Below are 12,004 nucleotides of genomic sequence, written 5' to 3' on the forward strand. Positions count from 1 at the left end.
ATAACACCATTCTGTCACAGCAGGGTAAATGGAGTATTGCGATTCTATGCGTTATGTTGTATATTTATTCATTATATGCGGCAAGCGGCAGGAGGAGAGCAAGATGGCTTCAGTGTGTAAAGATGTATTGTGCAGAAGTGCGGTTCCTGAGGATGTGGAGCCTTTATATCAAATGATTAGCGGCTATGCAGAGCGGGGGATTATGCTGCCACGTTCGAGGGAAGTGCTTACGCGCCAACTGGAGCTGTTTATTGTTGCAGAGGTGGACGGCGAAGTTGTTGGTTGTGGTTCTTTATGCAAATTGGGCGCTGATCTGGTAGAGATTCGCTCCCTTGGCATCTCTGAGGGACACAAAGGTATGGGTATTGGCTCTAAGCTCGTGGAGGGCCTTATTATAGAAGCACGGCGGCAACGTATTCCTAAAATTATGGCATTGACCTACGAGGTCTCCTTTTTTATAAAAAACGGTTTTGATGTAGTAAGCAAAGAGATTTTCCCTGAAAAGGTATGGACCGACTGCATTCACTGTAGTAAACAAAACAATTGTGATGAAATCGCAGTGTTGAAAGTACTGAACTGACCTGTCAATAATGAGGTCAGTTCTTTTTTCATCAGGACCTAATCATGCGTATATTATACAGGCTACATTGTTTAATCCTGATTCATTTCTCATATGTTTTGAGCAACCACCAAATGAATTGATGATGAGGCTCCAGTTCGGAAGGTATTCCATTCAGGCTTCTTATCGGATGGTCCTTATGATAATCAGTATCATTATAAAAGTATGCAGTGCCGGCTAATGGAACTCGGTGTTTATATTTATACAAGGCGACAACATATCTTTCAGACGCTCCGCTTCTGCTTGGACTATATGTATATCCTTCCCAATCGGCTAGTGTTAAATCATCGTAATGTTGTATTGCCGATATACTGTATTTTATTTGCTTGGGAATACTTGGACTGGATTCTTGAGGGTAAAACAAAATGGTATTCCATATGCTTAAAAGTATTGTAGGAACCAAGATTAAGGCACAACACAGGGGGCTTAATTTACGAATTAAATGGATGACTGAAATAATAAGGGCTGCATTCAGGATGAATACCAATGGCAAAGCAACTATTCTTCCTAGTCTTGTATACGGAAACAACTCGATTAAAATTTGAAACATACAAATTGTAGGTAAAAGTGCGATCGATGCGTATAAAAGATTGCGGCGATTAGTTCTCAAATTTAATTCCTCCTCAAGGACAAAGAAGCTATAATGGTATGGAGACATAGTCTCGAATTTTTCTATTTTCTGTGTCACTATACATAAATACGGTTTTTATGCGCTGTATATTGAGATTTTTCGTGAAAAAGTGTAAACGTTGTGGATTCATTCCAGTAAACTAAACTGTTGTGATAAATCTTGTTTATTGAAAATACTGAACTGACTTGACAATGATCAGGTCGGTTTGGTATTTTTGTATTAACGGTTAGCACTCATCGCGAACGAGTGCTAATGATTCCATTAACAATCATGCTATTATGGATAAACAACAAGGGGGGATTCGCTTGTTAACCGAACGTCAGAGACTCATTCTGAATGCGATTATTGATGACTACATTCGTTCGGCTGAGCCAGTGGGTTCCCGCAGCATATCCAAAAGGCAGGATGTCGGATTCAGCCCGGCCACAATCCGTAATGAAATGTCGGATTTGGAGGAACAGGGCTATCTGGAGCAACCCCATACTTCTGCGGGACGCATCCCGTCTCATAAAGGCTACCGTTATTATGTGGACCATCTGGTGCCACTGAATACACTGAAGCCTATGGAAATGCGGGAACTGAAAGCCTTTTACGCCGAAAAGCTGAATGTAATGGAGCAAGTGATCCAGCATGCGTCAGGCATTTTGTCCCATATGACCAATTATACTTCCATCCTGCTTGGGCCGGAGGTTTTTCATACTTCATTGCGTCATTTTCAGCTGCTGCCGCTCAACGAAACGACGGCTGTGGCGATAATCGTGACCAATACCGGTCAGGTGGAGAATAAAACGGTAGATATTCCACCGGGAATTTCAATTTCCGAGATGGAGAAGGTTGTGAATTTACTGAACAGCAAGCTGGTCGGTGTGCCGATTTATCAGCTTAAATCACGCCTTTACACCGCACTTGGTCAGGAGATGGAGAAGCATGTGTCTCATTTTGAGGACGCTATGAAGGTGCTGGATAAAGCACTGGATAATGAATCGGATCAGCGCTTGTATTTGAGCGGTGCGACGAACATGCTCAATCAACCTGAATTTAAAGATGTAGAAAAGGTTAAACATATTCTCGATCTGCTGGAGGAAACACCAACGCTACTTAAACTAATGACACCTGTTGCCGGAGCACCTGAAATTCAAGTCCGCATCGGCACTGAAAATGATCATGAAGCGTTTGCTAATTGTAGCCTAATTACTGCCACGTATGCAGTAGACGGAGAAGCGTTGGGCACTATAGGCATACTGGGTCCGACACGGATGGAATATGCGAGAGTTATTAATATTTTGGGTATCCTGTCTAAGGATTTGACCGCAATGCTAACGCAGCGGTTTAAATAGAACAAGACCGCATAGGTTGCGGTACTACATGTTCCGCGCCGGGATACGGTTTGTATCCTGCGCGGGTGCATTGTTGCGTGTTTTTGTAAAGGTAGTTATGACTTGAAGGAGGTGAAACATTTTGAAGGAAGAACAAGCGTTCCAAGAAGAAAAACAACAAAATGTAAGCACAGAGGAAGCCGCCGAAACGAGCCAGCAGGAAGAGCCGGTTAATGAAGCGGCGGCACTGGAAGACCAAGAAAGCGAAACAGAGCTGACTAAGCTTCGCGCTCAGGCGGAAGAGCATCAGCAACGGTTTTTACGCGCTCAGGCGGATTTTGATAATTTTCGCCGTCGTACGCTGAAAGAAAAAGAAGACCTTGCCAAATATGCATCTATGAAGCTGGTTACCGAGTTGGTGCCTGTTTTGGATAACTTCGAGCGTGCGCTGGCAACAGCACCGCAAGGAGCGGAGTCTGAGTCATTCAGCAAAGGCGTGGAAATGATTTTCCGCCAGTTTGAGAGTGTGCTTCAGGCAGAGGGAGTAACGGCCATGAATTCAGTGGGACAACCGTTTAATCCTGATTTCCATCAGGCTATTATGCAGGTAGAGAGCGAAGAGCATGAGGAAGGCATCGTCGTTGAAGAGGTACAAAAAGGATACATGCTGAAGGACAAGGTGCTTCGTCCAGCGATGGTAAAAGTGAGCATGTAGCTTTTTCAATATACATTAGAAATACATCAATTTGATTCAACCATTCTGGCCTGCGGGCCTCGTATATACAGAAGGAGGAATTGTCCGATGAGCAAAGTAATCGGTATTGACTTAGGTACAACCAACTCTTGTGTGGCTGTTATGGAGGGCGGCGAAGCGGTCGTTATTCCAAATCCGGAAGGCGCACGCACAACCCCTTCCGTTGTTGGTTTCAAAAAAGATGGAGAACGTACTGTAGGGGAGACGGCAAAACGCCAAGCAATTACGAACCCAGATCGTACAATCATGTCCATCAAGCGTCACATGGGTACAAATCATAAAGAAAGCATTGACGGCAAGGAATATTCCGCACAGGAAATTTCCGCTATGATTTTGCAAAAGCTGAAATCCGATGCTGAAGCTTACCTGGGACAAACGGTTTCTCAAGCTGTTATCACTGTTCCAGCTTACTTCAATGACGGTCAACGTCAAGCAACCAAGGATGCAGGTAAAATTGCCGGTCTGGAAGTTCTGCGGATTGTCAATGAGCCAACAGCAGCTGCATTGGCATACGGTATGGAAAAATCCGAAGACCAAACGATCCTCGTGTATGACCTGGGTGGTGGTACATTCGACGTATCCATTCTGGAACTGGGCGACGGTTTCTTCGAAGTTAAAGCAACAAGCGGCGATAACAAGCTGGGTGGCGATGACTTTGACCAAGTGATTATTGATTACCTCGTAAATGAGTTCAAAAAAGATCAAGGCATTGACCTGAGCAAAGATAAAGCTGCTGTACAACGTCTGAAAGATGCAGCGGAAAAAGCGAAAAAAGAACTGTCTGGCGTACTGACAACGACGATTTCTTTGCCGTTTATCACAGTAGCTGATGGCGTTCCACAGCATTTGGAGTTGAACCTGACTCGTGCGAAATTTGAAGAATTGTCTGAAGGTCTGGTAGAACGTACTTTGGGACCTACTCGTCAAGCGATGAAAGATGCAGGCATGAGTGCCAGCGACATCGACAAAATCGTTCTGGTCGGTGGTTCCACACGTATTCCGGCTGTACAAGAAGCAATCAAAAAGCTGACAGGTAAAGAGCCTCACAAAGGCGTAAACCCTGATGAAGTGGTAGCTTTGGGCGCGGCAGTTCAAGCGGGCGTACTGACTGGTGATGTGAAAGACGTCGTTCTCCTTGACGTAACTCCACTGTCCCTCGGTATTGAAACCGCAGGTGGCGTATTTACTAAAATGATTGATCGTAACACGACGATCCCTACGAGCAAATCGCAGGTGTTCTCGACGTATGCCGACAATCAGCCTAGCGTAGAAATTCACGTGTTGCAAGGTGAACGTGAAATGGCAGCAGGCAACAAAACGTTGGGTCGTTTCCAATTGGGAGATATCCCTCCAGCACCACGTGGTGTACCACAAATCGAAGTTACCTTTGATCTGGATGCGAACGGTATCGTGAACGTATCCGCTACAGATAAAGGCACAGGTAAAAGCCAAAAAATTACGATCACATCTTCGAGCGGCTTGAGCGATGAGGAAGTAGAACGTATGATGAAGGATGCCGAGTTGCATGCGGAAGAAGATAAAAAACGCAAAGATTTGGTAGAAGCGAAAAACGCTGCGGATCAACTGATCTACTCTGTAGACAAAACGATTAAAGATCTGGGCGAAAAAGCGGATGCAGGCGAAGTCGAAAAAGCAAATGCAGCTAAAGAAAATCTGCAAAAAACGCTGGAAACCGACAACCTGGAAGACATCAAAAAAGCTACTGAAGAACTGACTGAAATCGTTCAGCAATTGTCTGTGAAGCTGTATGAGCAAGCTGCTCAAGAAGCACAGGCTCAACAAGCTCAAGATGGTGCAGCAGACAGCAAAGGCCGCGACAATGTGGTTGACGCGGACTATGAAGTTGTTGACGAAGACCAGAAGAAAGACTAAGTTACGGATCGGGTAGTGGTAGCTTTACGGTACACCGATGCGTTATGATATACTGAATAGTAATTGCAGCGTAGCTGCCTTGATAAATAACAATTAGCCGAAGGGTAACAGTTATTTCCAAGATAAATAAGCATATTACGGGTTGTACTGCCTTGAAATGATGGGAAGGTCAAAGCCGGGTCATCCCGTGCCTTTGGCTTTCCTTTTATATGTAGTGCAGACACGTTGTAGGCATGGGGGTGGAACATTGGCTGATAAGCGTGATTATTATGAGGTGCTGGGCGTCGCGAAGGGCGCTTCGGATGAAGAAGTCAAAAAGGCTTACCGTAAGCTTGCGCGTCAGTATCATCCGGACGTGAACAAGGCTGCGGACGCGGAAACTAAATTTAAAGAAGTGAAAGAAGCTTACGATGTTCTCAGCGATGGTCAGAAGCGGGCAAGATACGACCAGTATGGTCATGTAGACCCGAACCAGGGCATGGGAGGCGGCTTTGGTGGTGGTGCCGACTTCGGTGGCGGGTTTGGCGATATTTTTGATATGTTCTTTGGTGGCGGCGGCAACGGTCGACGCGATCCGAATGCACCGCAGCGTGGGAACGATCTTCAATATACGATGACAATTGAGTTCAAGGAAGCGGTGTTCGGTAAAGAAACCGATATTCATATTGAACGTACGGAAACATGTGATACGTGTCACGGTACGGGAGCTAAAGCGGGTACTCAACCACAAACCTGCTCCGTCTGTCACGGTAGCGGACAGGAAGAAGTGGTGCAGAATACACCGTTTGGTCGTATGGTTAATCGACGCGCCTGCTCCAATTGCAGCGGTTCCGGTAAAATCATTAAAGAAAAATGTACGACTTGTAGCGGTTCGGGTCGGGTACGCAAGCAACGTAAAATTCATATCCGTATTCCAGCGGGTGTGGATGACGGCGCACAAATGCGTATTAACGGTGAAGGCGAAGGCGGTGTCAACGGAGGACCGGCAGGTGACTTGTACGTCGTGTTCCGCGTGAAATCGCACGACTTCTTTGAGCGTGAGGGAGACGATATCTACTGTGAAATTCCGCTGACGTTCTCACAGGCAGCATTGGGAGATGAAGTCGAGATCCCAACGTTGACCGAGAAAGTGAAGCTGAAAGTTCCAGCCGGTACACAAACAGGTACTTACTTCCGTCTTAAAGGAAAAGGTGTGCCAAAACTGCGCGGCGTAGGTCAGGGTGACCAGCATATTAAGGTCGTTGTGGTAACGCCTAGTAAACTGAGTGAGGAACAAAAGGATTTGCTGCGTCAGTTCTCTTCGCTTAGCGGAGAGCAGACACATGAGAATGAGCAGTCTTTTTTTGACCGTGTGAAGCGCGCCTTCCGAGGCGACTAAGCCCAATTAGGAATCGCGGAGCTTCAACCATGAATCAAAGGAAACTATTCCGCAATTGCGGGATAGTTCCTTTTTTTATATTCACGTAAACACATACATAACCATTTTTGTATAGGAATGTTGAACTGTTGAAGACTTAATATCAAGTAGAAAGGGGTGAGTCCCATCGGAAATGTACAGCTCAAGCTGCGTCGGGGTAAACCGCTATTAAAGCTCAGAGGCCTAATTACACTGCTAGTATGTCTAGTTATGGCACTTGTGCTTCTGCCTGTAACCCTGTTATTTGCTGAGAGAGTGGAGCATGAAACTGAGAAGGGACTAGAAGAAAAGGCAATGTCCATCGCGCGTACACTCGCCCATACGCCGCTTATTGTCGAGCAATTGCAAGGGACGGGTTCGTCTCCTTCCATGCAGGAGTATGTGAAGAGGGTTTTAGCAGCAAATCACATCCAGTTTATCGTGGCTATGGATATGAAGGGAATTCGTAAAACGCACCCGGATGCTAGGATGATCGGCAAAGCCTTTGTCGGCGGAGACGAATATACCGCACTTCATGGCCATGAGAGCGTGTCCGTTGCGAAGGGAACATTGGGCTTGTCCATGCGAGCCTTTTCCCCCGTGTTCAGTTTAACGGGGAAGCAGGTAGGGGCGATTGTTGTTGGTATATCCATGCAAGATGTACAGATGGCTCAGGAAGGCAACAACCGTCTTATTGCAATAGCCATTGGCACTGGAATGTTGATTGGCACTGGAGGTGCGGTTGTGCTGGCTCGTAAAATCAAAAATATGCTAGTCGGTCTCGAGCCGCCGGAAATCGCACGCTTGCTGGAGGAACGCAGCGCTATGTTGCAATCCATCAAGGAAGGAGTTATTGCGGTAGATGAATTCGGTTGCGTCATGCTGATGAATGCAGAAGCGATACGTCTGCTTAGACAAGCGGGGATTGAAGATTTCTCATTCTCCGGACAGGAGATTACCGTTTATCTATCCGCTTTTCGATTGCAAGAGGTCTTGGAAGCGAGTACTCCACAAATGGATGAGGAAATGGAGCTGGGTGGAATAACTTTGCTGACCACCAGTGTTCCGATACGGGTCAAGGGGGAAATTGTGGGGGCAATTGTAACCTTTCGGGATAAAACGGAGATGAACCAGCTTGCGGAACGTTTGACAGGAGTGTCCTTGTACACAGAAGCACTACGTGCGCAGGCTCATGAATTTATGAACAAGCTGCATGTCATTATGGGGATGGTACACTTACGAATGTATGATAAACTGGAGCATTACATTATGGATGCCGTCGAGCATCATCAAGTGGAGATTGGCTCCATCACCCGGCAGATCAGGGACCCAGTTATGGCAGGGTTTGTGTTGGGGAAATTAAGCCGGGCCAGAGAAGTAGGGGCGAATTTTGAACTGACTCCAGGTAGTTACTTGCCCGAATCCAGTCAAACTCAAACGACGCATGAACTGATTACTATTCTTGGCAATCTGTTTGATAATGCGGTGGAGGCGATGGAATCTTTGGAGCACAAGCGGATTACCCTTTCACTTTATTATGAGGAAAGTCAGAAGAACGGTTATCTGACCTGTATCATGTGCGATAATGGTCCGGGTATACCGGAAGGGCTTGTAAAGGCTATATTTGAAAAAGGTTTTTCGACCAAGGGAGAGTCACGAGGAATGGGCCTTTATCTGGTGACGCAAAGCGTGAAAAGATTACAGGGAAGTATAAAGTTGATCCCAGCCGAGCAAGGGTGCTGTTTTCAGATTACGATTCCATACATTATAGCGGGGAATGATGAACATGATTAATGTCCTGATTGTAGAAGATGATCCGATGGTTGCGGAATTTAACCGCAAATATATGGAGCAGGTGGAAGGTTTTCGATGTGGGGGCTGGGCTTCTTCTGTAGAAGAGGCGAAGAAATATATAGCTGAACAGGCCATTGATCTGATACTGCTAGATGTGTATATGCAGGAAAGCAATGGCCTCGATTTACTGTCATTCATACGGGAGACAGGTGTAAATATAGATGTCATTGTCATCTCGGCTGCAAGTGACATGAACAGTGTCAAAAAAGCGATGAACTTCGGCGCGGTGGATTACTTGATTAAGCCGTTTCACTTTAACCGTTTTTTGGAGGCCCTCACGGGGTACCGAGAGCACATTAGCATCGTGCGTGAGCACAGTCTACTTTCTCAGGAGGAACTGGACCGACTGATTTATCATAAAAGCTTGACTAAAGACTTGGCACGGTTGCCCAAAGGCATAACTAAATCCACGCTCGCTATGATATGGAATTGTATCCAGCGGCATAATAAGGTGCTATTTTCCACCGAGGATATTGCGGAGAGCGCAGGGATATCCAGGGTGTCTATGCGCAAGTACCTGGCTTTTATGACAGAGATTGAGGCTCTTTCCATGGAAACCATATACGGTACCATAGGACGCCCTGTTTACCAATACCGAATATTGCCACAGGCAGAAGGCATCATGAATAGTTTTATTTAAATCTTCTTTCTGATTACTTTAATTACAAAAGTGAATGATTAGTTATAAAACCAAATAAAGCGTTTTCCAAGGTGTAGAATGGAAACATGATCATCATTCTTCACTTTATGGAGGGAGATTTATGGAAAATGCTACGAATCAGCCTGTCATTCAAAAGGGGCAAAGATGGAGTAAAAATTTTGTAGATGGCATCAGAATGCTGGGTAGGATAAAGTTGGGGGTTATTCCTCTTCCACTCTATGCCGTGATCGCGCTGATTGTTTATGCAGCTGCAGTTACTGAAAGACTTCCAAACGATCTGTTGGGCGGGTTTGCCGTCATCATGATTTTAGGTATACTGCTCAGTGATCTAGGGGCCAAACTTCCGTTGCTTAAGCATATTGGCGGGCCGGCCATTTTATCACTTATGGTTCCATCGTTAATGGTATTTTGGAATATGTTCAGTCCATCTGCGATGGGTGCGGTACACACGCTTATGAAAACCTCGAATTTTCTTTACTTCTACATCGCATGTCTAGTAACGGGAAGTATTCTTGGCATGGATCGCAAAATGCTGATGAACGGAATTGTTAAAATTTTTGCCCCCATTATTATAGGATCTATTGCAGCTGTTGGCGTGGGGATGGTGGTGGGTATGGCTTTTGGCTATAGCGCCTATCATACATTTTTTTTCATCATCATTCCGATTATCTCCGGTGGGATTGGGGAAGGCATTTTACCGTTGTCCATTTCGTATGGATTAGTGCTGGGCAAGGATTCGGCAATATTCGTATCCCAGTTTATCCCGGCTGCAATTATCGGGAACATTGTTGCAATCATAGGTGCGGGTGTTCTGAAGAGATTAGCAGAGAAGAATCCAAAAACTTCAGGTAACGGAAGGTTACTAAAACTAGATAAAGATGCAGACAAGTTAGCCCCGGCAAGTCTGGAACAATCGATTTCTTTTCCATTGATGGGAGGAGGTCTGCTGTTGGCCTGTACTTTCTTCATTGTGGGTAAGCTGCTGGAGCCGTATCTCCATATTCCAGGTCCGATCCTCATGATTCTAGCGGCGGCATTAATTAAGTGTATTCAGATCATGCCGAACACATTGGAGCAGGGAGCTTTTCACTTGTACAAATGTATAACGGCAAGTCTGACGTGGCCCTTGATGGTGGGATTGGGTATTTTGTATGTACCTTTGGATAGTGTAGTTGGGATTTTAACGGTTCCTTATGCCATTACCTGCGCATCTGTTGTAGTTGCATTGATTGTTACCGGATACTTCACAGGAAAATGGATTCATATGTATCCCGTAGAAGCTGCTTTGGTGACTAGCTGTCGCGGTGGATTAGGGGGCACGGGAGATGTAGCCATTCTGTCTGCATCCAATCGGATGGAACTAATGCCTTTTGCACAAATTGCAACACGTATTGGCGGGGCAGGCACGGTCATTTTAGCCACTTTGTTACTCCAATTTTGGAGCTGATGAGTTTTATACACAGGACTGAGTTTTCATATCCAAATAGAGACATGAAAGGACGGAGAAAAATATGAGCAGTTTAATAGACGAAATTAGAGAATTACATGCAGGTGGCAAAATGGAGACCTTACCAAAGAAGCGAATTGAAACGATGGAGGGGTTGTCCAAAGTGTATACGCCGGGTGTAGCTGAAATTTGTATGGAAATCGCCAATGACCCAGCCAAAGCGTATCAATTAACGATCAAAAAGAATACAGTAGCAGTCGTTTCAGACGGAACAGCAGTACTTGGATTAGGAGATATCGGACCGGAGGCCGCTATGCCTGTAATGGAGGGTAAAGCAGTGTTGTTCAAACAATTTGCAGGTGTCGACGCCTTCCCAATCTGTCTCAACACGAAGGACGCTGATGAAATTGTTCAAATTGTCAAAATGATTGCTCCTGCCTTTGGCGGCATTAATTTGGAAGATATATCTTCGCCACGCTGTTTTGAAATCGAGAGACGGTTGAAGCAGGAACTAGACATTCCAGTTTTTCATGATGATCAGCATGGTACGGCAGTTGTTGTATTAGCGGGTCTGGTCAATGCATTAAAGGTATGTGGCAAAAAAATGGAGGATGTTAAAGTTGTATTTGCAGGGATTGGTGCGGCGGGTATGGCCTGCTCCCGTATGCTGCTTAAGGCAGGTGTGCGCAATCTGATTGGCGTTGATCGACAGGGAGCTATTCATCGTGACGTGGAGTACAGTAACCCGCATTGGACAGAGTATGCGAACATGACTAATCCGCACAATTTAAGTGGAAGTTTATCCGATGTGATTGTGGGAGCTGATGTATTCATTGGTGTGTCAGGCCCGAATATACTGACTGTAGAGGATATACAGAGCATGGCAACTGATCCTATTGTGTTCGCCATGGCGAATCCGAAGCCGGAAATTGATCCAGCTGTAGCCGCACCTCATGTACGTGTACTTGCTACCGGTCGCTCCGATTTTCCAAATCAGATTAACAATGTGCTGTGCTTCCCGGGAATTTTTCGGGGTGCTCTAGATTGCCATGCTACGACGATTAATGAGGAAATGAAACTAGCTGCCGGACTTGCCATCGCTGATGCGATCTGTCCTGAAGAGCTAAGTGAAACTTATATCATACCGAATGTTTTTAATCCGAAGGTGGTTCAAAAGGTACGGGATGCTGTTATTCGTGCTGCATGGGAGACAGGAGTAGCCAAGTCAGGTGAAGCTCCGGCAGCTACTTTACACCCGTAAAAGTTATAGTCTTCACAAACTATAGTTCACTGTCTAGGCCCACTGTTTCCATTATCGTCTGCATCCGTCTAGTCTTCGTAGGGAATATAAAATCGTGCCAATGAGCAGGATATAACAAAGCGTAACGCTCTATGCTTTTGAAGAGCAGTTACGCTCAATACTACACAGGGAG

10 protein-coding genes are annotated in these 12,004 nt (G+C 45.6%); 9 read left to right on the forward strand and 1 reads right to left on the reverse strand.

The window, feature by feature from the left end; translation table 11 throughout:
- Nucleotides 1-103 precede the first annotated feature (103 nt).
- Entirely contained in the window at nucleotides 104-580 is a 477-nt protein-coding gene (locus tag WA407_RS14530; RefSeq protein ID WP_013311174.1) for an N-acetyltransferase, read from the forward strand.
- Between the two features lie 82 nt (nucleotides 581-662).
- Here WA407_RS14530 and WA407_RS14535 read toward each other — a convergent pair whose 3' ends face one another.
- Nucleotides 663-1,229: a hypothetical protein gene (locus WA407_RS14535; RefSeq protein ID WP_235309319.1), complete on the reverse strand. Its 567-nt coding sequence runs from the start codon at nucleotides 1,227-1,229 to the stop codon at nucleotides 663-665.
- Between the two features lie 326 nt (nucleotides 1,230-1,555).
- On the opposite strand from WA407_RS14535, the gene hrcA reads away from it, so the two are divergent.
- From hrcA to WA407_RS14575, 8 genes are all read left to right on the forward strand, one after another.
- Nucleotides 1,556-2,587, forward strand: a complete 1,032-nt coding sequence (gene hrcA / locus WA407_RS14540) for a heat-inducible transcriptional repressor HrcA (RefSeq protein WP_013372178.1) — start codon at nucleotides 1,556-1,558, stop codon at nucleotides 2,585-2,587.
- Nucleotides 2,588-2,708: 121 nt separating this feature from the next.
- Nucleotides 2,709-3,281, forward strand: a complete 573-nt coding sequence (grpE, locus tag WA407_RS14545; RefSeq protein ID WP_013311172.1) for a nucleotide exchange factor GrpE — start codon at nucleotides 2,709-2,711, stop codon at nucleotides 3,279-3,281.
- Between the two features lie 87 nt (nucleotides 3,282-3,368).
- Nucleotides 3,369-5,213: a molecular chaperone DnaK gene (dnaK, locus tag WA407_RS14550; protein ID WP_013311171.1), complete on the forward strand. Its 1,845-nt coding sequence runs from the start codon at nucleotides 3,369-3,371 to the stop codon at nucleotides 5,211-5,213.
- Nucleotides 5,214-5,460: 247 nt separating this feature from the next.
- Complete coding sequence (gene dnaJ / locus WA407_RS14555) at nucleotides 5,461-6,591, forward strand: molecular chaperone DnaJ (RefSeq protein ID WP_069290025.1); 1,131 nt, start codon at nucleotides 5,461-5,463, stop codon at nucleotides 6,589-6,591.
- 156 nt (nucleotides 6,592-6,747) lie between these two features.
- On the forward strand, nucleotides 6,748-8,403 hold the full coding sequence (dcuS, locus tag WA407_RS14560) for a DcuS/MalK family sensor histidine kinase (protein ID WP_336077640.1): 1,656 nt from the start codon (nucleotides 6,748-6,750) through the stop codon (nucleotides 8,401-8,403).
- On the forward strand, nucleotides 8,396-9,103 hold the full coding sequence (gene dcuR / locus WA407_RS14565; RefSeq protein ID WP_069290023.1) for a two-component system response regulator DcuR: 708 nt from the start codon (nucleotides 8,396-8,398) through the stop codon (nucleotides 9,101-9,103). Before dcuS ends, dcuR begins: the two co-directional genes overlap by 8 nt.
- A 121-nt stretch (nucleotides 9,104-9,224) precedes the next feature.
- Nucleotides 9,225-10,571, forward strand: coding sequence for a 2-hydroxycarboxylate transporter family protein (locus tag WA407_RS14570; RefSeq protein WP_336077643.1), 1,347 nt, complete (start codon nucleotides 9,225-9,227; stop codon nucleotides 10,569-10,571).
- 64 nt (nucleotides 10,572-10,635) lie between these two features.
- Entirely contained in the window at nucleotides 10,636-11,832 is a 1,197-nt protein-coding gene (locus tag WA407_RS14575) for an NAD(P)-dependent malic enzyme (protein ID WP_235309324.1), read from the forward strand.
- Nucleotides 11,833-12,004: the final 172 nt, after the last annotated feature.

Origin of the sequence: Paenibacillus sp. 203, assembly GCF_037027525.1 — a bacterium.
Taxonomy (GTDB): Bacteria; Bacillota; Bacilli; order Paenibacillales; family Paenibacillaceae; genus Paenibacillus; species Paenibacillus polymyxa_B.

Excerpts from the sequence above, each read along its gene's own strand:
- WA407_RS14530 (WP_013311174.1), top strand. The coding sequence starts at position 104 with ATGGCTTCAGTGTGTAAAGATGTATTGTGCAGAAGTGCGGTTCCTGAG.
- dnaK (WP_013311171.1), top strand. The coding sequence starts at position 3,369 with ATGAGCAAAGTAATCGGTATTGACTTAGGTACAACCAACTCTTGTGTG.
- dcuR (WP_069290023.1), top strand. The coding sequence starts at position 8,396 with ATGATTAATGTCCTGATTGTAGAAGATGATCCGATGGTTGCGGAATTT.
- WA407_RS14570 (WP_336077643.1), top strand. The coding sequence starts at position 9,225 with ATGGAAAATGCTACGAATCAGCCTGTCATTCAAAAGGGGCAAAGATGG.
- WA407_RS14575 (WP_235309324.1), top strand. The coding sequence starts at position 10,636 with ATGAGCAGTTTAATAGACGAAATTAGAGAATTACATGCAGGTGGCAAA.